Raw genomic sequence first — 24,983 nt, 5'->3', positions numbered from 1 at the left:
CAGGTATCTTCGTCATCAGTGGCCACGAGTATCTCTAACAACTCTATTAATCTCGTCTGTAAAACCTGGGACTAGCTGATCAAGCATGTAGCCCGGCATGAGAGCTAAAGTCTCTCCCACATGCTTCCCATTCGGACCATAATCAATATAGATGCCGGTGAGAATTACTATTACTGTGATCACCGACAACCACAAATTGTCGGCCGGCCTTGCATAAAGCTCTTTAACCTTTAGCCACCACGTTGACAACAAGCTTATGGCAAAACAGAAGGCCAGGAAACTTAACGCCACAGACAGCAGACTTCCTTCCATAAACATCGTTGCTCCTTTTGTAAACAGGAGCGTTACAACCAAACCGACGACTGCTGTAGTCAGGAGAATGGGGACAACTCGTGAGTACCGATAGTTATTCCATGCTACAGAAAATAACCGCCACCTCTTAAAGTCGTGGATAAAAAATCAAAAAAACGAAACACCCGAAGGCGATAACCCTGTCAGTGCGAACAGCCAGAAATCGAACAGCTGGTTGCACTGATTGCCTCTTCATCACTCGAAAGCTCTTCAATCGCGGCGCGGAGCACTTTGGTAAACACTGCGGGTTCCTGAGCGCCGGAGATGTAGCGATTACCATTGATCACGAACAACGGAATGCCGGTACCGAGGCTGCTTACTGCTGTTTCATCGCTCAGGATTGCGGCCTCCGCCGAATCAAAGCCGATGAGGTCGGTGGCACCTATTTCAATCGCCAGATCTCGCAGAACTCGTGCGTTGAAGATGTCCTTGCCCTCAGTAGTTCCCGCCAAATAGAGCCGCTCTACATAGCGGACCTGCAACGCCGGATCGGCGATGGCCTTGACGTACTGATGAGCCGCGGACGTGTCCCCGAAGCGCATGACGTCAAATCGATAGTCCAAACCCTCACGTGAAGCAGCTCCGCGAATGGCCCTCATGAACACATCCGCTCGGCCCTGGCTGCCTGTTTTTTGTACGAGCGCCTCTTTAAAAGGGATCGGGCTCATGCCTTTGGCCAAGCGGTATGCGCGTGGCACGATTTCAACTTCGACCTGGTCCCCGAGAGCATCAATTGCCTGCTCCAGGCGCTTCTTTGCTATCCAGCACCAGGGACAGACAAAGTCGGACCAGACCTCGACCGTAATTTTCTTCATGGAACTTCCTCTCATCTGTCTCCGATGCTTATGGATCAGCCGCGGAGGGACCTCAGCTTTGAGGTTTGCTATCCATCGCATCCAAGACGTGAGTGCTGTAAACCACTGCCGCACCGGCGTTCAGGTTCACGGCCACGCCGAGAGCTTCCGCCACTTCCTCGGTGGTAATGCCGAGCTTCCTGGCTTCTGCCGCATGGAACGCAATGCAGCCATCGCAGCGCGTGGTAACGGCAACTGCCAGTGCGATCAGCTCACGGGTCTTCGCATCAAGGCGATTGGTTTTGTTACCTGCATTACCGAGCATTGCCACGCCACGCAGGGTGTCGGGGGAATGTGCGCCGAACTCTTTCAGGCGGGCACTGACGTCGGTGATGGTTTGTTCCCAGTTAGGCATACTAGACATGATTACCACCCTACTAGTTGATAGGTAAGATCGGCCAAAAATAGGGCCGACGCGGGTCGCGTATCGGCCCTGTTGTAGGCAGAGATCAGTACTCTGCGATCATCCGAATGACAGCAATATTCACAGTCTCACCTTCCCTGGTGGCCCAGTTGATGAAGCTCGATCCCTCAAGGATACTGAGCAGCAAGTAAGACTTTTCTCTGGCCCCTCGCCCCCGGGCTAACTCACCAGCGGCAATGCCTTCGTCCATCACTCTGGTCAACCAAGACAACTGCACATCAAAGAACCGTCGTGTCAGGCGTTGAAGCCCGTCGGGCAATGCAGCCATTTCAGCTGCTAGCGCACCACACAATGGCAACAGACCACCCTCGGTGCTGGAGTAGAAGAGCACAAAGAAAGCCTTGAGCCTCTCAACTGCACCTGCCTGATTGATCTCGATTCGCTCGAACTCGGCTTGCACCCGCGAGACGTACTCTTCGACGATCGCGATCCCCAAGTCTTCCTTTGTAGGGAAGTGGTAGTGAATGCTCGCCTTGCGAATACCTACCGCGTCTGCAAGATCTGCATAGCTGAACGCTGCATACCCTTTAGTGCGCATCAGCCCTTCAGCGGCTTGAATTAACGCGTCCCGTGTTGCCAGTGCCATAACTTCTCCTGCCGTAATCGCCCCGACCAGAAAAGAGCGATTCCGGCCACTACGCAGTTATCTTACTTACCTTGCTTACGGCCAGCCATGACCCCACCGTCCACGTCCCAAACAGCACCGGTCACCCAGGACGTCTTGTCGGAGAGCAGGAACACGATGGACTCAGCAACGTCACGCGGAGTGCCGTTACGGCCCAGCGGGTGGAAATTGTTGAAGTCATTCAGCGCACCAGCCAACTGATCGCCGGGGATGAAGCGCTCGAAGATCTTCGTTTCCACAATACCCGGGCTGACCGAGTTGACGCGAATACCGTGCTGGGCCAGCTCTGCTGCCGCGTGTGTGGTCAAGGTGTCCAGGCCAATTTTGGCCATCGAGTAGGCCGAGGCCGGAACACCCTCGACCGCCTGCCTGGCTGCTACCGCGGTGACGTTCACGATCGAACCGGGTTTGCCCTGAGCTACCAGCTCCGCCGCTACTTGACGGGTTAGGAAGAAGATGGCGCGGTTCAGATTCAGGAAGTTGTCGTAATCCTCAAGCGAGTGCTCGATGAATGCTTTCGGGTAGTAGATACCCGCGGAATTGACCATCAGATCAATGTCCTTGTGGCTTGCGGCCAGTTTCTCGATCAGCGCTTGGACGCTGGCGAAATCGGTCAGATCTACAGCATAGGCCACGACCTTGTCTTCGCCGGCAACGGCGGCCAGTTGTTGGCGTGCAGCTTCGGCTTTCTCAGGGCGGTTGCCCACGATCACAACCGAACCGCCTTGCTCGGCGACCATCTGCGCGGTTTCGAGACCAATGCCACTCGTGCCACCCACTACCAGAAGCTTGCGACCTTTGAACTGCATGGTGATGCCCTCTGTTTGTCTACCTACTAGTTGGTAGACTAGATTTCGAACGGAGAGATGTCAAGCTACCGCTGATCGAGTAGTCAGAGAATGTCCGGTACACCCTTGCACGACCAGGCTAAATCAACTCTGGACTGCAGAGTGATGCCCAGGAGCTACTTTGCCCCTGGTTTTGGCGCAAGCTCGATGACCTTGCCTTGAGCAACACCTTTCAGCTGTGCTAGCTCAAGCATGAGGCGTTGATTCACGGAGGCAAGGCGAGCGATCTCCTCCAGAAGTAGGCTGTTCTCTGCGCGGAGGGCTTTGTTGAGATCCTTCTCCTTCATGAGCGCCTGGTGCTTCGAATCACGCTGAGCGCGCGTCGATTTCCCTATGAGGCTGCGGATACGCTCCGCCACGGCCGGGTAGGTGTTATGGATCAGCCCGGGGGTGACGCCTGCCGCTCTGGCGACCGAGGAGATGGAGAGCTTCTCATTGCCGGCGAGCATCCTATCGATGACCTTGTTGAGCGCATCGGCAGTCTTTGGGCGAGAGCGGCCCTTGGACGGCTCGGTCGACTTGCTAGCCATTCACAGCCTCCTCAAGCTCCTGGTCATCCGGCGACAACCCAAGACTATTGATCACGTCGAGGGCGACCTGCAGGTCGCGCTCTGCACGCTGTTTCACTGCCGGCCCTGCGTCCTCAATTTTCATTAGCTCCCGTTGCTGGGAGTAGATGCCTTGCCAAGTGCCTGCAAACGTCTCATCGATCACCGAGTGTTTGCACCCAGGGCACCTGGTGGCCTCGTACAACCCAGCGCCTCCGCAACCACGCTCAGTGGCAATGCACCATCCGTGACCGGTTGCGCGAATGTTCGCATGAGGTGCCGTTTGGGCCAGCAAGGCGGCCCTGTCCTTGACCGGAATCGCACGCAACTCAACGATTTTGCTCCCGGCACCACCTGCCAAAGGCTGGTCATCAAGCCAGGACTCAATGAGGTCGATCTTGAACTCCGTCATCTGCTGCAGGATCTCATCGAACAGCGTCAGATCCTGGAGCGGATTGGAGGCGTAGAGCTGGGTCATGCTCATACTGCTGTGCTTGAGCTGCCACTTGAGGAAGACGAGCGAGGTGCGCCCCATCCGCGACTCAACGAAGCAACGGGCATAGGTTCGCCGGCACTGGTGAGTGCGCAGCGGCCAGTCACTTCCAGCGGCTTTTGCGATGCGCTTGAAGGACTCATTCGAGCCAGCCTGTCCAAGCACTTCAATGTGCGCTAACCTTTCAGATTTGTTGCCTGATCCGTTCAAACAGAGAAACAACCTCTTCGAATCCTTTCGGGCCTTCTCTAACCGGAGCAAATGCTCAGCGGATCTGGACGAGGGTGCCATCTGCTCTAGCTCATAGACCTCAGCCTCAAGCTCTTGCCTCATTGGAGTCGTGCACCAGGCATTACCAGGCACTGCGCTATGCGATGAACCGAGCAGAAATTCTAGCGCGGAGGCGCGCCCGCCTCGACCTGATGACACCGGAACAGATGGAGCATTGGCGAGAGCGTATCCGGGCGTATGATCGAGCCTACCGCGCCCGATGGCGCGACCACCTTCGCTCTGACCCTGAACGACACAGGGCGTATCTCGACACGATGAGGGAGTACAGACGCCTGGCTAGCAAGAACTCAACCGAATAGCTGGTAGCTGCGAACGCATAGGCTCAATTGGCCGAGACTCGAAGCGCAACGTACTCAGCTTCGATCTCCCGTAGAGTTCGGGCACCCTCCTCGCTCATTCCGCTATTAGGCAACTGGCCGAGCACCAAAAGCGTACTCAGTGCATGGTAGCGAGCCAGGTATTCGCTCCATGCCTCATCGAAGTGCGCGCTCTCAATCCCTGCCTCCCTCTTGCGATAAAAAGCAGCCACGGCGGCCAGTTCCTGGCGCGCTATATCGATGATGGTTTGTTCGAGCTGGGGAAGGTCTGTATTCATGGCCTAGGGCTTCCTCGAAGCAGTGTTAACCAGAAATGACGCAGCCTAGATGCGTGTGAAGGGCACCCAGAGTCGACTGATCTTCGCATAGCGAATCAGGCCCGGCGATTCGCCAGAATCCTATCCAAAAAAATCCCACCCCCACTCACCGAGTATTTCCTACTGCCTCAATGGGGGCAGTCTGAGAGGGTGTCTCTGGCTTCGCGCGAGGACACTCATGAAACGCCCATCCCCTGCATCAATGATTCTTGGCCTCTGCTTGACGGCAATGGCCGGCCTGCTGGGCTACCAGCAATACCAACTCATTCAGCTCCGATCAGGCGTGGACAGTGCCGCGGAAAAGACCTCGCTAGAGGCGATCCTGGCTCGCTTGAATCGAGTCGACGAGCGCCTCGACGCCGTGGATGGGCAGCACCTGGTCAGCAACGAGGACTTCCGCTCAGGCCAGCAGGCACTGTCCAACCGCATTGACGCCGCGCAGGCCTTCGCCAAGCAGGCCTCCGACGCCGTCGAGAACCTGGCTCAAACCACCGCCTCGGCCGGCGATCTCCTGGTGCTCAAGGCTACAGTGGAGACGCTGGACGGTTCTGTCCGCACGCTGCAAGAGAAGCAAGCCAAGGCTCCGCCGCTGATCGTGCCTCCACCGAAGCGCGGTGCCTTCCCTGTCAAGCCCAAGCCGAAACCCAAGCCAATCGAGCCTCCGCCCTTCTCAATCCTCGGCGTGGAGTATCGCGGGGGCGAACGGTTTCTGTCGGTTGCACCTCCGGGATCCACCCAGCTCAGCCAGATCTACCTCATTCGCCAGGGCGATGCCGTCGCCGGCACGACCTGGCGACTGACCGACCTTGACGATCGTACCGCGCACTTCGACGTCGCCGGCGCCTCGCGCAGCGTTCGCATCCAACCATAGGACCCCGCACATGAACAGAACCGTATCGCTCCTGTCCGGCCTGGTGCTGCTGCTGAGCTATCCCGCAGTCGCCCAGGAGGCTGCGGCAAGCCGAGAGGCCAGCAGCCAGCTGTCCGGTAGCCAACTCGACACGCTGAAACAGCAGACATCTCAGAGCGACCTGGCCCAGGAGTGGGGACTGAATCAACAGGAATGGACCCGCTACCAGACGCTCATGCAAGGCCCCCGGGGCGTGTACTCACCTGGCATTGACCCGCTGACCGCGCTGGGCATCGAGGCGCGATCGGCAGAGGAACGGCGGCGGTATGCCGATCTACAGGTCCAGGCCGAACGGCGCCGGGTCGAGAAGGAACTCGCCTACCAGCGCGCATACGACGAAGCCTTCGCCCGCGCCTATCCAGGCGAGGGGGTCATCCGCCTCACCGAAAGCAGCACGGCCAACCCGTCGGGCGCGCCGAACATGAGCCCAGCGTTGCAGAGCAGCGGGCGCCTGGCCCTGTTCGTCCAGGACAACTGCACCGCCTGCATCCAGCGGGTCCGCGACCTGCAACAGCAGAACAAGGAGTTCGATCTCTACTTCGTCGGTAGCCAGAACGACGCAGAGCGTGTGCGGCACTGGGCAATCCTCGCCGGCGTCGACCCGAAGAAGGTTCGCAGCAAGCAGATCACGCTCAATCATGACGAGGGCCGCTGGATGGCCCTGGGATTGGGCGGGGCCCTTCCCGCCCTGGTCCAGGAGGTGAACGGCCGATGGCAACGTCTGTAATCCGCGCCCTCCAACTGGCCGCCCTGCTGGTCCTGGCCAACATCGCTCAGGCCGCCGTGGATCCACCGCCGGCGTACAAGCAGATCGCCCTGCCCAAAGGGGTTCCGGCCGAGGTGCTCTACTCGGTCGCGCTGACCGAGAGCAAGGTCCTGCTGCGCGGCGAATACGTTCCCTGGCCCTGGACATTGAACGTCGCCGGGAAATCCTACTACTACGCGACCCGCACCGCCGCCTGCACAGCGCTACTCGCGGCAATCAACCTCTACGGGGCCAAGAGCGTCGATTCCGGCCTCGGCCAGGTCAATATCGGCTGGAACGGACATCGTTTCTCCAGCCCCTGCGACTCCCTGGATCCGTACAAGAACCTGGACGCCACCTCCGACATCCTGGTCGAGCAGCGGGACGCCTTGTACGCATCCGCCCCTGGTAGGCCGGTGGACTGGATCCAGGTTGCCGGCCGCTACCACCGCCCCGCCGGCGGCGAGCCTGCCGCCAAGTACCGCAGGACGGTATCCCGCCACCTTAGCCAAGTCCTCGGCGTCAACCTGCTGGTGACCAATCCATGAAGAAGATCCTAGCCACGCTGGCATTCTGCACGGCGTTCGCGACTCAAGCCTGGGCCGCCGGGCTGATCGTTGTCGAAGACCTCGGCGGAGCCTCAGCGCTCCCCTACTACCAGGGCCTGGATCCGCAGCCATCCGCTGCCACACCAGGACCTGGCGACCTGGGTGTCCGTGGCTCAGGTGCGTTTCCAGTTCGCTCGGCACGCCTTTCGCCAGGCCAGGTTCAGGGGCGCGCCATCAACGCCCCAGGCCTGCAACCTCTGTTCCTCGTCGGCGACGACACGCTGTCTCGAACCTGGCTGAAAGAGCGAGGCGACGAGCTCCGAGGCCTCCACGCTGTGGGCCTGGCAGTGAACGTGGCCAGCGAAGCGCGCCTGACGGAAATCCGTGCCTGGGGGAAAGGACTTCAGATATTGCCGGCGCCGGCGGACGACCTGGTCGACCGGCTCGGACTGCGGCACTACCCCGCCCTCATCACATCCACCGCCATCCAGCAGTAGGAGTCCTCATGACTACTCACCTGATCACCCTGGTCATCAAGCAGCCGAGCGACGCTCAGGCACGCCAACTCATGTACCAGGAGTTGCTCGGCCTGATCTCACGCTACGGCGGTGAGGTGACGTCCACGGCCCTCGAGGACGAATCGACCCTCTGTGAGCTGCTGGAGCAGATGCTGCCCGATCATGAGGTAGAGCAAGCCAGGAAACAGGTGCTCGAACTTCATGCCAAGCGCCGCCGACCGGGCCGCCTGCACTCGCCGGCAAGCCTGAAGGTGTAACCCATGGCTGGCCAGTACCCGCTGGAAGCGCTCTTGCGGCCTGCCGTGGAGCTCTACACCACCACCGTGTGCTTCACCGCGGCCGCGCTCTGCATCGTCGCGCCGTGGACGTTCGCCCTCACTCCGCTGTTCGGCATCGTGGCCGCGCTGGGCTTCGTCTGGCTGGGCGTCGTGCGGCTGAAGCAGGCCGGCGTGGTGCTCCGCTACCGGCGGAACATTCGCCGACTGCCGAAGTACACGATGACCAGCGCCGAAATGCCGGTGAGCAACGAACACCTGTTCATCGGTAGAGGCTTTCCGTGGACGCAGAAGCATACGCAGCGCCTGGCAGATACCTACCTGCCCCAGTTCGCCTCCTACGTCGAGCCCTCGCCGCTCTACGAGCGCGCGCGCCGGTTGGAGAAGCAGCTTGAGTTCGCCCCCTTCCCTCTGAAGCTGGTCGCCAAAGCCACCGCCTGGGACGTGGCCTGGAACCCCGCACGGCCGCTGCCGCCCGTGGGCGGTTTGCCTCGGCTCCATGGCATCGAGCCGCGCGAACAGGATGTAGGCCTGCAACTGGGCGAGCGCGTCGGCCACACACTGGTACTCGGCACTACGAGGGTGGGTAAGACGCGACTCGCGGAGCTGTTCATCACCCAGGATATTCGCCGCACCCACTGCCGGGGCCGACGCCGGCGGGCGAAGATGGGCCGGCGAACCCAGACGGTTCACCACGGCCACCGGCGCCGGCGCGCAGAGGAGCAGCCGGACTACGAAGTAGTGATCGTCTTCGACCCGAAAGGCGATGCAGACCTGCTCAAGCGTATGTACGTGGAGTGCGAGCGTGCCGGCCGCCTGGATGAGTTCTACGTGTTCCACCTCGGCCACCCTGACCTATCGGCACGCTACAACGCCGTCGGCCGGTTCGGCCGGATCTCCGAGGTCGCCACCCGCGTCGCCGGCCAGCTCTCCGGCGAAGGCAACAGCGCGGCGTTCCGCGAGTTTGCCTGGCGGTTCGTCAACATCATCGCCCGCGCACTGCACGCGCTGGGTATCCGCCCGGACTACCAGCAGATCCTACGGCACGTCGTGAACATCGATGCGTTGTTCGTCGAGTACGCCCAGAAGTACATCAGCGAGCACGACCCGAGGGCCTGGGACACGATCATCCATATCGAGGGCAAGCTCAACGACAAGAACGTGCCATTCAACATGAAAGGGCGGCCCTTCCGTGTCGTGGCCATCGACCAGTACCTGACACAGAAACGCATCGCCGACCCGGTCATGGAAGGCCTGAAGAGCGCCGTGCGCTACGACAAGACCTACTTCGACAAGATCGTGGCCTCGCTGCTGCCGCTGCTGGAGAAACTCACCACCGGGCGGATCTCGGAGCTGCTTTCGCCCAACTACGCGGACCTCAACGATCCGCGGCCGATCTTCGACTGGATGCAGGTCATCCGCAAACGCGCCGTGGTCTACGTCGGCCTCGACGCACTATCGGATACCGAGGTCGCCGCCGCGGTGGGCAACTCCATGTTCAGCGACCTGGTCTCGGTCGCGGGTCACATCTACAAGCATGGAGTCGATGACGGCCTGCCCGGCTCACTCGCCGGCGGCAAGGTCCGCATCAACCTGCATGCCGACGAGTTCAACGAGCTGATTGGCGACGAGTTCATCCCCATGGTCAACAAAGCGGGCGGCGCCGGTGTGCAGGTGACGGCCTACACCCAGACCATGAGCGACATCGAGGCCAAGATCGGCTCCCGTGCGAAGGCCGGTCAGATCATCGGCAACTTCAACAACCTGTTCATGCTGCGGGTGCGCGAGACCGCCACGGCCGAACTCTTGACCAACCAGCTCCCCAAGGTCCAGATCTACACCAGCACGCCGGCGAGCGGCGCCAACGACGCAATCAACAACAAGAAGGCAGCCTTCACCTCCAGCTCGCACGACCAGGTGCAGATGACCAGCGTGCCGATGCTCGAGCCGGCCCACATCGTTGGTCTGCCCAAAGGACAGGCGTTCGCGCTCCTCGAGGGCGGCAATCTTTGGAAGATCCGAATGCCGCTGCCGGCGGTCGATCCCGACGAGGTGATGCCGAAAAGCCTGCAGGAGCTGGCTGCCGGTATGCGCAAGGGCCAGGCCGCTAACAGCGAGTGGTGGGAGGCGCCGGGATACTCCGCCCTGCAGGATGGTCTGCCCCAGGACCTGGTCGACGATTTCCGTCACCTCGGCGCCGGTGAGGATGCCGCCTGATGGCTGAAGTCACTCAACGTGCAGAGCAGCAACAAGAGAGCCAGAAGACCCTTCTCGGCACCATCATCAGTACGCCCTTCCAATTTCTCGGCGTGATGTTCGGTTCGCTGGTCGGCGCAATCATCGTGGAGTGGGTTTGCCTGTATTTCTTCTGGCCTGACGCGGGCTGGAAGCATGCCCAGGCCATGTTCGAGTACGAACTCAGTTGGCTGTCGCAAGGGCTGCTACACAGCGTCGTCGTGCAGGAGCCAGGTCGAACCGCCACCTGGCTGGCCCAGTTGGCCTATGACTGGTTGTTCGTGAAGACCGGGATAGTCGACTGGATGACCAACATGACCACCATCGCGCAGGCAGGGCCACGGAGCCCTCTGGACGTTCGCTATCTCACCGCCCAGGGTGTCTCCACGCTGCAGAACTACGGCCTGGCCGCGCTGTACACGGTGCTGACATTCGTCGTGCGCCTGGTGATTCTGGTCATGACGATCCCGTTGTTCCTGATGGCCGCGTTCACCGGCCTGGTGGACGGCCTGGTGCGCCGGGACCTGCGCAAGTTCGGCGCCGGCCGGGAGTCCAGCTACCTCTACCACAAGGCGCGCGGCAGCATCATTCCGCTAGCGGTCGTCCCTTGGACGCTCTACCTGGCAATCCCCATCAGCATCAACCCCTTGCTCATCCTGCTGCCCTGCGCCGCGCTGCTCGGCGTAGCGGTATGCATCACAGCATCCACCTTCAAAAAGTACCTGTAGGAGACCCGCCGTGCAGTGGACTCACGAACAGTCACCGATCATCCAGTCGAAGGCATCGAAGATCCTGGTGCGAGCCTTCGCCGGCACTGGCAAGACCACCACCCTGGTGGGCTTTGCCAAGGCGAACCCTACCCTGAGAATCCTCTATCTCTGCTACAACAGCTCGGTGGAGAAAGCCGCGAAGGGCAAGTTTCCCCGCAACGTAGTGTGCAAGACCGCCCACAGCCTGGCTCATGCGGTGTACGGCATCCAGTACGCCCACAAGAAGACGAAGAACCTGCGTCTGACCGATATCGCCCGCGGACTCGATACCCAAGACTGGGAGTTGGTACGTGACGTGCTGGCCACGCTGAACAACTACATGGCCAGCGCCGACGCGGAACTCGGCCGACCGCACTTCCCGCGCTTCCGCGACAAGGCGTTCCTCACCAGTGCCCAGGAACGCTTCCTCAAGCAGGGCCTGGACATGGCGCGAGTAGTCTGGAGGCGCATGGTCGACCTCCAGGACACCGGCATGCTGATGCCCCATGACGGCTACCTGAAGCTGTATCAACTGAGCAAGCCCGATTTGAGCCAGCGCTTCGACTGCATGCTCCTGGACGAGGGACAGGACATCAACCCAGTGATCGCGGACATTGCCCATTGGCAGCGCATCAGAATGGCTATCGTCGGCGATCCCCATCAGCAGCTCTACCGGTTCAGGGGCGCGGAAGATGCCCTGAACAGCGACTGGATGGTCGGCGCCGAGGAGCACTACCTGACCCAGAGCTGGCGGTTCGGCCCCGCGATTGCGCACGTGGCCAACATCATCCTCTCCTACAAGGGCGAGACACGGAAACTTCAAGGACTGGGCCCGCAGACGCTGGTGAAAAAGTCCCTCCCGGCGGACCTTCCTCACCGCACTTTCATTCACCGCACCGTTATCGGCGTCATCGAAAATGCCCTGCAGCGTGTGCGCAATAATCCGGCGCCCAAGTTCTACTGGGTCGGCGGTATCGACAGTTACTCGCTGCGCGACCTGGAGGATCTGTACGCATTCAGCCGAGGCCTGCGCCAAAACGTCCAGAACAAAAAGCTGCTCCGGGACTACCGCGACTACACCCAGTACGTGGAGATCGCCGAGATCAGCCAAGACAGTGAAATGCTGCGCTCTATCAAGATCATCTCGACCTACCCTGATCTACCGGCGCGGATCCTCGAGCTTCGCTCACTGACCCTTGACGATGAGCTGGACGCAACAATCACCTTGACCACCGCACACAAGGCCAAGGGGCTGGAATGGGATTTCGTCTGCCTGTACGACGACTTCAACGCGGACCCGCTGGCCCCCGACACCGACCCAGGCAAGCGCGACGATGAGTTGAACCTGATCTACGTCGCAGTGACCCGCGCGATGAAGATCCTCGCCATCAACAGCCTGGTGCTGTCGATCATGCAGCGGTACGTGGACGACAGAAAGCTGAAGGAGCAGATAGCTAGCTGTGAAAAATGACTCAAAAAAATGATATTGGTCACAGCGAATGCCTGACATTGACATAAGGCAAAGAGTTTTGTAGCCAACTCATTCAGCCTAGGAAGTACTCACACCAAGACTTTAACGTTAGGTCACAGCGGAGCATTGAGATGAAGCTTATCCTTGATTTCGACGGACGCCTTCTAAATCCAAGCAACATGCTAGAGGCCCTATCAAAAGCAGGAAAGAATACAACCATCAGCATAAGCAACGCGCAAGCATTAAATATAGACACTCTTCTCAAGGCAACAACCACTGCAGAAAACACAAAAAATCTCTCAACAACTTTCAACGGCGCAGAGCTGACTGCTAACAACCTTCAGGAAGTCATAAATTCAGCAGGATCATTAACCAGAGTATCCGCAATAGCCGCACAAGCCATTAATATAAACATACTTCTTTCCGCAATATCTACAGCAGGCAACTCAAAGAGTTTTAGCGCAGAATTCAATGGAGCCCAACTCAGCAGCGACAATCTACTTAGAGCAGTAAATGCGGCAGGAACAAACACTAGCATAAGCGTCAACACCGCACAAGCGGCAAATATAACCGCCCTTCTTCAGACTATTCATGCAGCAGGTAACACAAAAACATTCAGCGCAGAGTTCAATGGCGCTCAACTTACTTCAAACAACATTCAACAAGCTTTAGACGCCGCAGGAACCCGAACATCCATTAGCGTCAACACCGCTCAGGCGGTTAATATAAGCACCCTGCTAGCCCTCATCAATTCTGCCAAAGACACGAAAAAGTTTAGCGCCGACTTCAATGGTGCACAACTAACAGCAGACAACCTTCAGCAAGCGATCAGCGCTGCGGCCTCGGGTACCAGTATCAGCGTCAACACCGCTCAGGCGGCGAATATATCCACCCTTTTACAGGCCATCAACATCGCGGGCAACACTAAAAAATTCAGCGCCAACTTTAATGGTGCCCAACTCACTTCAAACAACATCCAGCAGGCGCTGCGAGCGGCAGGATCAAACACATCAATCAGTATGAACTCCGCACAATCCGCCAACCAAAGCACTCTACTTGAACTTCTAGACATAGCAAGTTCCAGCAAGCAATTCCAAGCCAATTACAACGGCGGCATGTCTAATCCTAGCAACCTACAACAGATAGTTTCTCGTGCAGGCGCTAGTGCAACCGTGTTTATTTCCGACGCACAAGGCCTACCAATCGCAAATATCCTTACCCTTATATCATCTGCCGGATGAGACTTATAGCCGTGGATGAAAAACACACCATCCACGGCTATACCCTAGTCCATACTGCCTTTTATCTGAACTAGCCTTCCATCGACAAACCTAAGCTTCTGGTACCAACCATTCCTTGGTCCGTATACCCAGTTTTCGACAGTAGCAGCCCCCCGCACCATATAGCCACTACCATCCACTGCGGGCCCTTCAACTTTACGGCTATCAGGGTTGCCGCACTTCCTAAGCACATCATCAATCAAGTCACCCTCACTAACAATTGCCGACCCGCATCGTAATGTAGCGGCAGCCACCCCATAACTGTCCAACATAGCAGCCATGGCTAGCAAAACTCCAATAGAGATGTTTCTAAGCATCAGCCGTCTCCCTTAGAAATATATATGAAATATACACCCAGACGTCCATACGTGTCTCTAAACCCGCCAACCACCAGAAATTCACTGGTGCTAGGCCTAGTATTTTCGGTTGAGGCCCTCCTCCTGCTCTTGAAACCGTGCGGTTCTACTCGAACCACTCCAGGAGCACGTCATGAAGCAGACCTTCGAATACCATGTCGATAACATCGTCATTCCCTACAAAACCCTCACCAAGGGCGTCGCGATGTTCAAACACAAAGAAGACACCTTGGAACCCGACGACCACGCCTTGCTCAACCCTCTGCGCTGGGCCGAGGTCGTGCGTCTGGGCCAGGAAGGCTGGGAGCTGGTGAGCGTTCAGCCACTCATGCGGGGCGTAACCGAGATCGGTAATCAAAACGCCCAAGGCTGGGCTTGGGGCGTCGCTCTGCCCGTCAGCTACCTGCTGTTTTTCAAACGCGCAACCTCATAAAAAAATACCCCGGACCCGCGCCGAGTATTTCTTGCGGAATGGAATCAGGGCGATCGGCAAGCTGATCGCACCCTGATCTGCAAGAGATTCGCCGTGAACACTCCACATCCATCCCTTCGCCGAAGCTGCCTGGCCGTCTTGGCCTGCAGTGCGCTGGTCGCACAGGGAGCTTTCGCAGCGAGCGCCTCCGAGCAGGCGAACCTGGAGGTGATGATCCGGCAGCTCAACGCCCTCGAGGACACCGCCCGCCGCAGTGCCCAGGGCGCCGATGAGCCCGGACAGCGCTTCTACTTCGACTACTCACGCCTGGCCGCTGACCTGCAGCGCATCCGCCAAGGCCTGCAGGACTACATGACGCCCAGCCGCGCCCAACCGCGTGACCCTTCCGACCTATCTGGGAATTACACCCTGCGCGGAGGGCCGATGCCGTGAGCATGAGCGGAGCCCAGACATCAGCGTTCCAGGCCGCCGCTGGCTTTCCCCCATCGGCCGGCGAGGGGCTGTTCATTGGAGCAGCGATGACCTTCCTTCTGCTGTGGTCCGCCTGGGCGATGTACAGCACCTGGCGCGGCTGGGCCACCAACAACCTCGACAGCGCCACTGCCGGCGCTTCCGCGATACGGATCTTGGTCCTCCTCGGCATCACCTCTTTCTTCCTCCTCAGCTGACCCATACGGAGACACTCATGCTGAAATTCACCCTCCAGAAACTGTCCACCCTCTGCCTGCGCCTGGCTGCCATCTCTTTGGTACTCCCAGGCGTCGCCTTGGCTGCACTCCCCAAGCCCGAGGCGCCTAGCCGCGGGGAAGGGTCGGGAATCATGCAAACCATCCAGAACTTCGGCTATGACGGAGCAATGCTCCTCGCGCTACTCATCTGCGTGGCTGTCTTTCTGGGGGTCGCTTGGCATACCTACGGCACCTATCACGCCATCCATGATGGGAAAAAGAAGTGGTCGGATCTCGGAGCGGGCGTGGCCGTAGGCATCGGCCTGCTGATCTTGATCATTTATCTCGTCACCAAAGCCACCACCATCATGTAAGGGCCTTCCCATGCCCGAAGAGCATCTGTTTCAGGATGGGACCCTCAGCTTCCTGCCGACCCGTTTGAACCGGCAACCGGTGGTCATCGGCGGCCTGACTGCGGACGAAATGTGGATCACGGTCTTCACCAGCGGAGCAGCCGGGTTCGTACTTGGCATCCCGGCTGCCTTGGTCGCAGGTAACGCTGCCTGCATTCCACTGGGCGCGCTGCTGGTCGGCGCCCTCGGCCTGGGTATCGGCAGCCGCGTCCTGCGGCGGATGAAGCGGGGGCGGCCCGATACCTGGTTCTACCGCCAGGTGGAGTTGGCCCTCTCGCTGCGCGTTCCCGTCTTCGGCAACCGTCGCCTGGTGACGCGCTCCGGCGCCTGGACCAGTCGACGCACGGAGTCCCCATGAGTTTCAGAAAACACACCGCGCAACAGCAGGCACACATCAACACGTTCCGGTTCATCACCGGCTTCTTGTGCATGGTCATCGTGGTGCTGGCCTACTGCGTCTGGGAAGCCCGCAAGGACCTCTGGATCCACATTCCGCCCGACCTGCGCTCAGGGAGCACCCGGTTGTGGTGGGACATTCCGCCGGAGAGTGTCTATGCGTTCGGCCTCTACATCTTCCAGCAGGTACAGCGTTGGCCCAAGGACGGCGAGGCGGACTACAAGAGCAACCTGTTCCGCTACGCCGCCTACTTGACGCCTGCCTGCAAAGTCTTCCTGGAGAAGGACTTCGAGTTTCGTCGTAACGCCGGTGAGCTCAGGGGGCGCGAGCGCACCACCTCGGAAATCCCCGGTCGAGGCATTGGCGAGAGCAATGGCCGCGTGATCCAGCACTCGATCAATGACTGGACCGTCAACCTGGACATGGACAGCACGGAGTATTACGCCGGCGAAAAGATCAAGCGCGCGCTGGCCCGCTACCCGTTGCACGTCATCCGCGCCGACGTCGACCCGGAGACCAATCCCTTCGGCCTGCAGTGGGACTGCTACTCCGATACGCCTCAACGTATCGAACTCGAGGAGCCGGTCGCCCCCATCAAGCGGGAGGGAGGTCTATGATCCGGAAGTCGACAGCCACGCTCTTGCTGATGCTTGCCCTTCCCGCACTGGCCCAAGCGGTGGAGATTCTGCGCTGGGAGCGCATTCCGCTGGCCATTCCGTTGACGGTCGGCCAGGAACGCATTGTATTCGTCGACAGGAACGTGCGAGTTGGCGTTCCTCGGGACCTACAGGGCAAGTTGCGCGTCCAGAGTACCGGCGGTGCACTCTACCTGCTCGCCAACGAGCCGATTCCTCCGGCGCGCCTGCGCCTGCAGGACGCGACCAATGGCGAGCAGATGCTCATCGATATCGCCGCCACCGAAGCCGCAGCCGATCAACAACCGCGCGAGCCGGTCAGGATCGTCGCCGGCGAGCCCGTGGCTCCGCACTATGGCCAGCCCCGGGAAGCCCAGCCATCGGCAGCAGCGAAACAGACCGAGCAGGCAGAAGCACCGAAGGCCGTGCCGCGCGAAACGCCCGTCCCCGTGGTTCTGACGCGCTATGCGGCGCAGATGCTCTATGCCCCGCTTCGCACGGTGGAACCGGTAGATGGCGTCGGTCAGGTGCGCGTCAAGCGACAGCTCGACCTGACCACCCTGCTCCCCAGCCTACCCATCACGGCTACCGCCATGGGCGCCTGGCGGCTGGACGACTACTACGTCACGGCGGTGAAGCTGCAGAATGCCAGCGCCCAGCACCTGGCCCTGGATCCCAGGGACCTGATGGGCAATTTCGTCGCCGCAACCTTCCAGCACCCGTACTTGGGACCCCGGGGCGACGCTTCCGACACCACCACCGTGTATCTGGTGACGCGCGGCCGCGGCCTTGCCGACGCGCTCCTGCCCTCCTCCATCAGCCAGATCGATCCCAAAGGAGGCCGTCGTGGCGCTGACCGGTAATCCCCTCCTGAAATTGCTGGTCATCCCCGTCGTGATCGGCGCCATCCTGATCGGCGTGAGCATGATGGGCAAGAAGGAAAGCGCGCAGTCACAAGGCGCCGCAACCCCGACGGTAACGTCGGAAGAAGCGGCAACCCTGGGCATCGACGGCGACACGCCCGCCGACACACTGCGCACCATCGTGGCGGAAAGCCGGCAGCTCAAGGACCAGATCAGCAAGGTCATCCAGGAGAATGACTCGCTCAAAGCCGCCAATGAGAACCTGCAGGGCCGCCTGCGCAACATCGATCAGAACATCGAGCAGAAGCTCAACAACACCGCCCAGGAGCTGCAGCAACAGCAGGAGAACCGTAGCCAGACGATCCTGGACCAAGTACAGAAACGGCTCGAGAACCTAACCCACGTTCCCGAGGCCGGCGACACCGACCTGCCCGTAGGATTCGGCGTGCGACCAGAGGATGGCCAGCACTTTCAGGGAGCGGGCTCGTCTTCATCGGACATCGTCTGGATCGAGCCCCAGGACGCCCGCGCAGTCGATGCCAATGGCCAGCCGCTGGCCGCCGGCTCCACCACCCAACCGAGCGGATTCAGCTTCCCGACCTCCTTCGGCAATGCGGTCGATCGCGGCCAGAACGCGCTGGAGCGGATCGATGACGGGCTGCACCCCGTCGGCCAACAGCGATCCGACCTCGAGAACCGCAAGCTCGTCCGCAAGACCTACACGCTGCCGCAGAACTCGACGCTCATGGGCTCGGTGGCCATGTCTGCGCTGATCGGTCGTGTGCCGGTCGACGGGACGGTCAATGATCCTTACCCGTTCAAAATCCTCATCGGCCCGGACAACCTCACCGCCAACGGCATCGAGCTGCCGGACGTCGCCGGCGCGGTAGCCAGCGGGACCGCCTCGGGCGACTGGACACTCTCCTGCGTGCGTGGGCAGATCCGCAGCCTCACGTTCGTGTTCAACGACGGGACCGTGCGCACCTTCCCGGCGCCGGCCGAAGAGGTGAATGACAACCAGAGCAACAACAACCAGACCGCCAGCGCCGACCAGAAAACCATCCAGGGCGGCCTCGGCTGGATCAGCGACCCCTACGGCATCCCCTGCATCGCCGGTGATCGCCGATCCAATGCCAAGGAGTACCTGGGCAATCAGAGCCTACTCACGGCTGCCGGGGCCGGCATCGCCAAACTCCTGGACGCCGACGAGAACAACACCAGTACCGTCTTCAGCGGCAACGGCACCAGCTTCGGGACGACCGGAACCAACAGCAACTCGGCCCTCAACAGCATCCTCTCCGGCGGCGTCGGCGACATCCGGCAGTGGATGAACAAGTTGTACGGGGAGGCCTTCGCCGCCGTCTACGTGCAACCGGGCGCGCGGGTCGCCGTGCATCTCGATCAGCAACTGGCGATCGACTACGAACTCAAGGGCCGCAAGGTCGACTACAGCTCTGGAGCCGCTCATGCAACAGCAGACCTGGACTAACCCCCTTCTTCGTCTCTGCGCCGGCCTGGCCTGCGCGCTGACCCTGGCAGCGTGCTCCACCAGCAAGGAGGAGATGCTGCCCCACGGCGAGGCCAACATGCTCGACGTCTGGGAACAAGGTGCAACCAGCTCGATAGGCAACAGCCGTGGCCGGCTGCTCCTCGATGCCAGGCAAACGCTGCGGCGCCCGATCGATCCGCAGCAGGCTGCCTCCGCGAACGACCAGGCCGACTACACCCGCACGGCCAGCAACGAGATCCACAGCCAGTTCAAACGACTGCCCAATCCCGACCTGGTCATGTATGTGTTCCCGCACCTGGCCGGCAGCGATCCCGCCCCGGTACCGGGCTACACCACCGTGTTCCCCTTCTACCAGCGAGTCCAGTACGCCATGCCGGGCGAGCGTACGGAGGACTACTAATGAGCCTCTTTCAAAATCTTCTGCGCGGTCGCACACAGCCTCAGTCGGTACCGGCAGAGGCTCCCGAAGATTCAGGAGCGCTGGACGTAGCGGCCGCGGAAGAAGCGACTGAGCGCTATCTGGCGCGACTGGCCGCCATGGGTATTCCTCTGCCCAACACCGGGAGCAAGAATGGCGCCACGCAGGCTGAAGCGTCACGCCTCTACGATCACGACCCATCGTTCGTAGACCTGCTGCCCTGGGCTGAGTACCTGCCCGACGAGCAAGTGATGCTCCTGGAGGATGGGCGTTCGCGCGCCGCGTTCTTCGAGCTGGTGCCCTTGGGCACCGAGGGCCGCGATCCCAATTGGATGCAGAACGCCCGGGACGCATTGAAAGAAGCCCTGCAGAACTCCTTCGACGAGCACGAAACCTCGCCCTGGATCGTCCAGTTCTACGCCCAGGACGAGATCAGCTGGGACAATTTCCAGGAGCAGTTGAGGCAGTACGTCCATCCTCGAGCGCGAGGATCGGCCTTCAGCGAGATGTACCTGGCGCTCATGAAGCATCACCTGGAGGGCATTTCGAAGCCGGGCGGACTGTTCGTCGACACCGCCGTCAGCAAGCTGCCCTGGCGAGGACAACAGCGGCGCGTGCGGATGGTGGTCTACCGCCGGATCCGCAACGCGGATGCGCAGATTCGCGGACAGGACCCGGCGGCGTATCTGAAATCCATCTGCGAGCGTATCCAAGGCGGCCTGGCGAACGCCGGTATCGTCGCTTCGCGCATGAGCGGCCAGGAGATCAGGAACTGGTTGATCCGCTGGTTCAACCCGCACCCGGATCACCTCGGCAAGACCGATGCGGATCTACGTCGTTTCTACGAACTGGTCTGCCGGCCGGACGAACCGATCCTGCAGGATGAATTACCACTGGCCGACGGCACCGACTTCTCCCAAAACCTGTTCTATCGGCAGCCTGTTTCCGATGCCACCCAGGGCGTATGGCTCTTCGATGCCATGCCGCACCGAGTGATCGTGGTCGACCAGTTGAACAAGGCGCCGCTGACAGGGCATTTCACCGGTGAGACGCTCAAGGGCGATGGCCTCAACGCCCTGTTCGATCGCATGCCCGAGGACACGCTGCTGTGCATCACCATGGTCGTGACGCCGCAGGATATGCTGGAAGGGCACCTGCAGCAGCTCTCGAAAAAGGCCGTTGGTGACACCCAGGCATCGATCCACACCCGAGAGGACGTGGCCACCGTAAGACGCCTGATCGGCCGAGAGCACAAGCTCTATCGCGGAGCGATCGCTCTGTTCGTGCGTGGCCGCGACCATACCCAGTTGGAGGAACGCTGCATCACCCTGAGCAACGTGCTGCTCGGCGCCGGCCTGGTGCCGGTCGAACCGCAGAACGAAGTCGCACCGTTGAACAGCTACCTGCGCTGGCTGCCCTGCAATTTCGATCCGAACGAGAAGCGAGCCCTGGAGTGGTACACCCAGATGATGTTCGCGCAGCACATCGCCAACCTGTCGCCCATCTGGGGGCGCACCACCGGTACCGGGCACCCTGGCTTCACGCTGTTCAACCGTGGCGGTGCACCGTTGACCTTCGACCCGTTCAACAAGCTGGACCGGCAGATGAATGCCCACGGCTTCATCTTCGGGCCAACCGGGTCCGGCAAGTCAGCGTCCCTGACCAACCTCATCAGCCAGATGCTCGCCATGTACCTGCCACGGATGTTCGTCGCGGAAGCGGGCAACAGTTTCGGCCTGCTGGCCGACTTCGCCAAGCGGTTTGGCCTCTCGGTCCACCGGATCCGCCTCGCCCCGGGCTCCGGGGTCAGCCTGGCGCCGTTCGCGGACGCCATCAAGCTGGTCGAGAGCCCCGACCTGATGAAGATCTTGGATGCCGAAGACATCGAGGACTCGGTTACCGTCCAGGGCAACAAGACCGACCTCGAGGACGACCAGCGAGACATCCTGGGCGAGATGGAGATCGTCGCGCGCCTGATGATCACCGGCGGCGAAGAGAAGGAGGACGCGCGCCTGACCCGTGCCGATCGCAGCGCCATCTGCCAGGCAATCCTGGCGGCGGCCAGGACCTGCGCCGCCGCGAACCGCACGGTACTGACCCAGGACGTGCGCGATGCACTCTACCAGGCCTCCAGGAGCGATGGCACCGCGCCAGAACGACGCGCGCGGCTGGCCGAAATGGCGGAAGCCATGCAGATGTTCTGCATGGGCGCCGACGGCGAGATGTTCAATCGCGAAGGCACGCCCTGGCCTGAAGCCGATCTCACCGTGGTGGATTTCGCGACCTACGCGCGCGAAGGCTACGCCGCCCAGCTCGGAATCGCCTACATCTCGTTGCTGAACACCGTAAACAACATCGCCGAACGCGACCAGTTCAAGGGCCGGCCCATCGTCAAGATCACCGATGAAGGGCACATCATCACCAAGCACCCGCTGCTGCTGCCCTACGCCATGAAGATCACCAAGATGTGGCGGAAACTGGGTGCCTGGTTCTGGCTCGCCACCCAGAACATCGATGACATCCCAGCCTCCGGGGCGCCGATGCTGAACATGATCGAGTGGTGGTTGTGCCTGAACATGCCCCCCGACGAGGTAGAGAAGATCTCCAGGTTCCGCGAGCTGTCGCCGGCGCAGAAGTCGATGATGCTCTCGGCCCGCAAGGAAAGCGGCAAGTTCACCGAGGGCGTGCTCCTGGCCAAGGGCAAGGAGTACCTCTTCCGTGTGGTTCCCCCGAGCCTCTACCTGGCCCTGGCAATGACCGAGAACGAAGAAAAGAACCAGCGCTACAACATCATGCAAGCCACCGGCTGCGACGAGCTCGAGGCGGCCTTGCAGGTCGCAGCGGATCTCGACAAGGCGCGAGGCCTGCCGCCCTTCCCCATTATTTTCCCAGACCAACCGGCAGTGGAGTGCCAGGACGAATGAGAGCTCTGAATTCGCTGACCCAGAACCTGATCGACAACCTGACCCAGATCCTGCAGAACCCCGAGGAAGATGCCCTGCAGACGCTCAGGATATGCGCTCCTGTACTGATCGAAGAGTTGCAGCAGATTCAACTGAGGGCGGTCGATCGCCGGGATATCGTCCCGCAGATAAAGCAGCTCCTGGATGAATGGCTGCAACAACATCCACAGCCTGATACGGCCCAACAGGCGCTCATCGAGGCCGTGGACCGCGCGGAAACCCCACAGCGGAGGCAAGCGTGAGACTGTTGAAGGGCGGCTGGGCAGCGAAACGATTTCAAGGTCCCGCCCTGCCCTGGGCGGGGCTGCTGGTCTTGCTGGCTGCATCCGCCGTTGGGGTAGAGCTTCTGGTGAAGGGGCTGCCAGCCAACCACAGCCTCTACGGCGATGCGAAAGCGCGCTGGACGATCAATGAATACGCCGACCTGGAGTGCCCCTTCTGCAAGGTCTACACCCCGCGGCTTAAGCGCTGGGTAGACAGCCATCCGGACGTGAACCTGGTTTGGCGGCATCTTCCCCTGCAGATGCATGGCGAGGCGGCCCGCCACCAGGCTCGCCTGGTGGAGTGCGCGGGGATCCAAGGCGGCGCCAAAGCCTTCTGGAGCGCTATCGATGCGATCTTCGCTCAGTCGGCCGGCAACGGGGGCGGGCTGGCTGGCGGCACATTGGACTTTCCTGAACTGGACCAGTCTCGACTGGAGAAATGTGCGAAAGACATGGACCTGGTGGACCAGTTGATTAAGACGGACATCGACACTGCACGGTCGAACGGCATTACAGCGACCCCGACCCTGGTCATACGGGACAACCAGACGGGACGAAGCGTGAAGCTGGAGGGAATGGCCGACGAAACCACGTTGCTGTCGGCGATAGACTGGCTAGCCAAGGATCTCTAGCGTCGCGCCAAGAGACTCTTGGCTAAGAAATCGGCGAGGATCCCAACATCCCTCTTTTGGGCCTCCAAGATGCCCTGCACTTCACCTGGCAGAACCTCGACCTCCTCCCCATCCACCATCTTCACAATTCTCTTGCGGCCGGAGCTGGTGAGGCTAAGCCTCAACTCCATCGCCGGCCGGGCATTGATGTAAATGCTCTCGAGCAAGCGCTCCATGACTTCGACCACTCCTTAACATCAATTAGCCAGCTACATACAGGAATTATGCTACCCAGGACATGAAGGCGTCACCCCTACTTATGTACGCAGCAGCGCTCGATCACGGCTCGAAAAAATACACCACCTACGAGTTGATGATTTCCTGCAGCTCCATCGGAAGCGATCCTGTCTCCTGTCTGTACCTTCCTCGAATCGGTACAGACCCATGCTTCTCCATCACTCTCCCCCTGGCTGGCGGCCACAAATGCTGGTCGTTGGCTTACTACTGATACTGCTGAGCGGCGCGAGTCAGGCCGAAACCTGGATCATCACCGACAAGACTCATCCGGTCACTGCTACCGGATCTTCGCGCGTTCCGCTTCGGGACGCCCCTGGAACACCTCGAGAAACAACTGACTGCGGCCTTGTCCCAGGATCCCCGGCATTTCAGCGGTAACCTTCCAACACAGCGCAGATTTTTCCGCCATACCTACTAAGTTTCACAGTAAATCCTCCTCATCAACTCCTGGCTCTGGGCTATAGGTATTTGCAGTAATCACACAAGAGCAGGGGATCATGGACCGAGTTATCATCGTCGGCGGCGGAGTAGGTGGCACCATGCTCGCCAACCTTCTCGTGGCCAGGCTCTACGCTGAGGTCCTCAGCGGCAGAGTGCAGGTGATGCTGCTATCGGATTCGCCCGATCACTACTACAAGCCGGCGTTCATGTACGTCGCCTTTCAGCAGTTCTTCCTGGAAGATCTGAAGCGACCGGAACGTTCGCTGTTGCGCCCAGAAGTGGAGTTCCGAGTCGACCAGGTGGTCCGCTTCGATTTCGCTCGCCAAGAACTGCATACCCGCAGTGGCAAGCGGCACGGCTACGACTATCTGGTCATTGCCACTGGCTGCGTGCCGGCTCCCGAGCGGATTGAAGGCCTGAAGGAAGCCGGCGAGCACTTCTACCAGTACCAGCCGGCGCGCCGGCTGGCGGAGCGCCTTGCCAACCTGGAGTCGGGCCGGATTTTCATCACGGTGAGTTTCCCGAAAACACCGAACGTGCCCCACCAGTGCGGGATCGCGCCTGTGGAGACCACCCTGATGCTCGATGACTATCTGCGCCGTCGGGGCGTCCGCGAACGTGTGGAGATCGTCTACACCTATCCCACCACTGCCCAGCTGCTACGCAACTGCCTGTTCCTGCAACGGCCAACCTGCGAGATCCTGCCGAGTCTATTCGAGCAGCGTGGCATTCGTTTCCAGCGTGGTTTCACCTTGGCCAGGGTCGACCCCGAGCGGCGCATCGCCTATTCCGAAGAGGGCGATGAGCAGCCCTTCGACCTGCTCATGGCGACGCCGCCGATTCGCGCAGTGGATGTCGTCAGGGAGTGTGGCCTGTCGCAATCCGCCGCCGACGAAGGCTGGTTGCCGACGAACCA

Annotated in this window: 32 protein-coding genes; 22 read left to right on the top strand and 10 right to left on the bottom strand. The window is 60.4% G+C overall.

Annotated features, from left to right (window positions below; translation table 11 throughout):
* Positions 1-15: 15 nt before the first annotated feature.
* The 8 genes from HMPREF2581_RS11220 to HMPREF2581_RS11185 all read right to left on the bottom strand — a co-directional run bounded on the left by HMPREF2581_RS11220 (position 16) and on the right by HMPREF2581_RS11185 (position 5,029).
* The gene (locus tag HMPREF2581_RS11220; protein ID WP_017002261.1) at positions 16-318 is read right to left on the bottom strand and encodes a hypothetical protein; all 303 of its coding nucleotides are present in this window, start codon (positions 316-318) and stop codon (positions 16-18) included.
* A gap of 176 nt (positions 319-494) precedes the next feature.
* Positions 495-1,166, bottom strand: coding sequence for a DsbA family oxidoreductase (locus HMPREF2581_RS11215; protein ID WP_016561615.1), 672 nt, complete (start codon positions 1,164-1,166; stop codon positions 495-497).
* Positions 1,167-1,218: 52 nt separating this feature from the next.
* Positions 1,219-1,560, bottom strand: coding sequence for a carboxymuconolactone decarboxylase family protein (locus tag HMPREF2581_RS11210; RefSeq protein ID WP_003125308.1), 342 nt, complete (start codon positions 1,558-1,560; stop codon positions 1,219-1,221).
* A gap of 94 nt (positions 1,561-1,654) precedes the next feature.
* Positions 1,655-2,215 carry a TetR/AcrR family transcriptional regulator gene (locus HMPREF2581_RS11205; RefSeq protein ID WP_015060170.1) on the bottom strand — a complete coding sequence of 187 codons (561 nt, stop codon included), beginning with the start codon at positions 2,213-2,215 and terminating at the stop codon, positions 1,655-1,657.
* Positions 2,216-2,277: 62 nt separating this feature from the next.
* The gene (locus tag HMPREF2581_RS11200; RefSeq protein WP_003125309.1) at positions 2,278-3,063 is read right to left on the bottom strand and encodes an SDR family NAD(P)-dependent oxidoreductase; all 786 of its coding nucleotides are present in this window, start codon (positions 3,061-3,063) and stop codon (positions 2,278-2,280) included.
* Positions 3,064-3,218: 155 nt separating this feature from the next.
* Positions 3,219-3,632 (bottom strand): hypothetical protein, encoded by a 414-nt coding sequence (locus HMPREF2581_RS11195; protein WP_015060171.1) that lies wholly within the window; start codon positions 3,630-3,632, stop codon positions 3,219-3,221.
* Complete coding sequence (locus HMPREF2581_RS11190; RefSeq protein WP_015060173.1) at positions 3,625-4,476, bottom strand: site-specific integrase; 852 nt, start codon at positions 4,474-4,476, stop codon at positions 3,625-3,627. Before HMPREF2581_RS11190 ends, HMPREF2581_RS11195 begins: the two co-directional genes overlap by 8 nt.
* Before the next feature lie 280 nt (positions 4,477-4,756).
* The gene (locus tag HMPREF2581_RS11185; protein WP_003125312.1) at positions 4,757-5,029 is read right to left on the bottom strand and encodes a hypothetical protein; all 273 of its coding nucleotides are present in this window, start codon (positions 5,027-5,029) and stop codon (positions 4,757-4,759) included.
* Positions 5,030-5,246: 217 nt separating this feature from the next.
* On the opposite strand from HMPREF2581_RS11185, the gene HMPREF2581_RS11180 reads away from it, so the two are divergent.
* The 9 genes from HMPREF2581_RS11180 to HMPREF2581_RS33165 all read left to right on the top strand — a co-directional run bounded on the left by HMPREF2581_RS11180 (position 5,247) and on the right by HMPREF2581_RS33165 (position 13,760).
* Entirely contained in the window at positions 5,247-5,939 is a 693-nt protein-coding gene (locus HMPREF2581_RS11180; RefSeq protein ID WP_003123350.1) for a hypothetical protein, read from the top strand.
* A gap of 10 nt (positions 5,940-5,949) precedes the next feature.
* A complete protein-coding gene (locus HMPREF2581_RS11175) occupies positions 5,950-6,705 on the top strand; it encodes a TIGR03759 family integrating conjugative element protein (RefSeq protein ID WP_003125319.1) in 756 nt (251 codons plus the stop codon).
* Positions 6,690-7,271 (top strand): hypothetical protein, encoded by a 582-nt coding sequence (locus tag HMPREF2581_RS11170; RefSeq protein WP_003123352.1) that lies wholly within the window; start codon positions 6,690-6,692, stop codon positions 7,269-7,271. Before HMPREF2581_RS11175 ends, HMPREF2581_RS11170 begins: the two co-directional genes overlap by 16 nt.
* Positions 7,268-7,768, top strand: a complete 501-nt coding sequence (locus tag HMPREF2581_RS11165) for an integrating conjugative element protein (protein WP_003099819.1) — start codon at positions 7,268-7,270, stop codon at positions 7,766-7,768. The genes HMPREF2581_RS11170 and HMPREF2581_RS11165 overlap by 4 nt, the downstream gene beginning before the upstream one ends.
* A gap of 8 nt (positions 7,769-7,776) precedes the next feature.
* Positions 7,777-8,046, top strand: a complete 270-nt coding sequence (locus tag HMPREF2581_RS11160; RefSeq protein ID WP_003099820.1) for a hypothetical protein — start codon at positions 7,777-7,779, stop codon at positions 8,044-8,046.
* Positions 8,047-8,049: 3 nt separating this feature from the next.
* Entirely contained in the window at positions 8,050-10,281 is a 2,232-nt protein-coding gene (gene traD, locus HMPREF2581_RS11155) for a type IV conjugative transfer system coupling protein TraD (RefSeq protein WP_003159694.1), read from the top strand.
* The gene (locus HMPREF2581_RS11150) at positions 10,281-11,027 is read left to right on the top strand and encodes a TIGR03747 family integrating conjugative element membrane protein (RefSeq protein ID WP_003159693.1); all 747 of its coding nucleotides are present in this window, start codon (positions 10,281-10,283) and stop codon (positions 11,025-11,027) included. Before traD ends, HMPREF2581_RS11150 begins: the two co-directional genes overlap by 1 nt.
* A 10-nt stretch (positions 11,028-11,037) precedes the next feature.
* A complete protein-coding gene (locus HMPREF2581_RS11145) occupies positions 11,038-12,519 on the top strand; it encodes a UvrD-helicase domain-containing protein (protein ID WP_003109390.1) in 1,482 nt (493 codons plus the stop codon).
* Between the two features lie 131 nt (positions 12,520-12,650).
* Entirely contained in the window at positions 12,651-13,760 is a 1,110-nt protein-coding gene (locus tag HMPREF2581_RS33165) for a hypothetical protein (protein WP_003125327.1), read from the top strand.
* A 44-nt stretch (positions 13,761-13,804) separates the two neighbouring features.
* Here the strand turns inward: HMPREF2581_RS33165 and HMPREF2581_RS31900 are convergent, their stop codons facing one another.
* Positions 13,805-14,071, bottom strand: coding sequence for a DUF2845 domain-containing protein (locus tag HMPREF2581_RS31900; protein ID WP_223703940.1), 267 nt, complete (start codon positions 14,069-14,071; stop codon positions 13,805-13,807).
* Positions 14,072-14,288: 217 nt separating this feature from the next.
* Between HMPREF2581_RS31900 and HMPREF2581_RS11135 the strand changes: the two genes are divergently transcribed.
* The 12 genes from HMPREF2581_RS11135 to HMPREF2581_RS11080 all read left to right on the top strand — a co-directional run bounded on the left by HMPREF2581_RS11135 (position 14,289) and on the right by HMPREF2581_RS11080 (position 23,350).
* On the top strand, positions 14,289-14,588 hold the full coding sequence (locus HMPREF2581_RS11135; RefSeq protein WP_003125328.1) for a DUF4177 domain-containing protein: 300 nt from the start codon (positions 14,289-14,291) through the stop codon (positions 14,586-14,588).
* A gap of 93 nt (positions 14,589-14,681) precedes the next feature.
* Positions 14,682-15,020, top strand: a complete 339-nt coding sequence (locus HMPREF2581_RS11130) for an integrative conjugative element protein, RAQPRD family (RefSeq protein WP_016561610.1) — start codon at positions 14,682-14,684, stop codon at positions 15,018-15,020.
* Positions 15,017-15,256 carry a TIGR03758 family integrating conjugative element protein gene (locus HMPREF2581_RS11125; protein ID WP_003125330.1) on the top strand — a complete coding sequence of 80 codons (240 nt, stop codon included), beginning with the start codon at positions 15,017-15,019 and terminating at the stop codon, positions 15,254-15,256. Before HMPREF2581_RS11130 ends, HMPREF2581_RS11125 begins: the two co-directional genes overlap by 4 nt.
* 17 nt (positions 15,257-15,273) lie before the next feature.
* Complete coding sequence (locus HMPREF2581_RS11120; protein ID WP_003159691.1) at positions 15,274-15,630, top strand: TIGR03745 family integrating conjugative element membrane protein; 357 nt, start codon at positions 15,274-15,276, stop codon at positions 15,628-15,630.
* A 10-nt stretch (positions 15,631-15,640) separates the two neighbouring features.
* The gene (locus HMPREF2581_RS11115) at positions 15,641-16,027 is read left to right on the top strand and encodes a TIGR03750 family conjugal transfer protein (RefSeq protein WP_003125333.1); all 387 of its coding nucleotides are present in this window, start codon (positions 15,641-15,643) and stop codon (positions 16,025-16,027) included.
* Positions 16,024-16,683 (top strand): PFL_4703 family integrating conjugative element protein, encoded by a 660-nt coding sequence (locus tag HMPREF2581_RS11110; RefSeq protein WP_003158155.1) that lies wholly within the window; start codon positions 16,024-16,026, stop codon positions 16,681-16,683. The genes HMPREF2581_RS11115 and HMPREF2581_RS11110 overlap by 4 nt, the downstream gene beginning before the upstream one ends.
* Positions 16,680-17,564: a TIGR03749 family integrating conjugative element protein gene (locus tag HMPREF2581_RS11105; protein WP_003125336.1), complete on the top strand. Its 885-nt coding sequence runs from the start codon at positions 16,680-16,682 to the stop codon at positions 17,562-17,564. Before HMPREF2581_RS11110 ends, HMPREF2581_RS11105 begins: the two co-directional genes overlap by 4 nt.
* A complete protein-coding gene (locus HMPREF2581_RS11100; RefSeq protein WP_003158154.1) occupies positions 17,548-19,053 on the top strand; it encodes a TIGR03752 family integrating conjugative element protein in 1,506 nt (501 codons plus the stop codon). Before HMPREF2581_RS11105 ends, HMPREF2581_RS11100 begins: the two co-directional genes overlap by 17 nt.
* Positions 19,031-19,474 carry a TIGR03751 family conjugal transfer lipoprotein gene (locus tag HMPREF2581_RS11095; protein ID WP_003125338.1) on the top strand — a complete coding sequence of 148 codons (444 nt, stop codon included), beginning with the start codon at positions 19,031-19,033 and terminating at the stop codon, positions 19,472-19,474. The genes HMPREF2581_RS11100 and HMPREF2581_RS11095 overlap by 23 nt, the downstream gene beginning before the upstream one ends.
* Entirely contained in the window at positions 19,474-22,416 is a 2,943-nt protein-coding gene (locus HMPREF2581_RS11090; RefSeq protein WP_015060177.1) for a conjugative transfer ATPase, read from the top strand. The genes HMPREF2581_RS11095 and HMPREF2581_RS11090 overlap by 1 nt, the downstream gene beginning before the upstream one ends.
* Positions 22,413-22,697: a hypothetical protein gene (locus tag HMPREF2581_RS11085; protein WP_003158152.1), complete on the top strand. Its 285-nt coding sequence runs from the start codon at positions 22,413-22,415 to the stop codon at positions 22,695-22,697. Before HMPREF2581_RS11090 ends, HMPREF2581_RS11085 begins: the two co-directional genes overlap by 4 nt.
* Entirely contained in the window at positions 22,694-23,350 is a 657-nt protein-coding gene (locus HMPREF2581_RS11080) for a DsbA family protein (RefSeq protein WP_003158151.1), read from the top strand. Before HMPREF2581_RS11085 ends, HMPREF2581_RS11080 begins: the two co-directional genes overlap by 4 nt.
* Here HMPREF2581_RS11080 and HMPREF2581_RS11075 read toward each other — a convergent pair.
* Positions 23,347-23,565, bottom strand: a complete 219-nt coding sequence (locus HMPREF2581_RS11075) for a hypothetical protein (RefSeq protein ID WP_003158150.1) — start codon at positions 23,563-23,565, stop codon at positions 23,347-23,349. The two genes, HMPREF2581_RS11080 and HMPREF2581_RS11075, sit on opposite strands and share 4 nt — an antisense overlap.
* 558 nt (positions 23,566-24,123) lie before the next feature.
* Between HMPREF2581_RS11075 and HMPREF2581_RS11070 the strand changes: the two genes are divergently transcribed.
* On the top strand, positions 24,124-24,983 hold an 860-nt coding region (locus tag HMPREF2581_RS11070), incomplete at its 3' end, for an NAD(P)/FAD-dependent oxidoreductase (protein WP_070867323.1).

This window comes from Pseudomonas sp. HMSC057H01 (genome assembly GCF_001836405.1).
Lineage (GTDB): Bacteria > Pseudomonadota > Gammaproteobacteria > Pseudomonadales > Pseudomonadaceae > Pseudomonas > Pseudomonas aeruginosa.
This window is presented reverse-complemented; position numbering and strand designations above follow the sequence as displayed.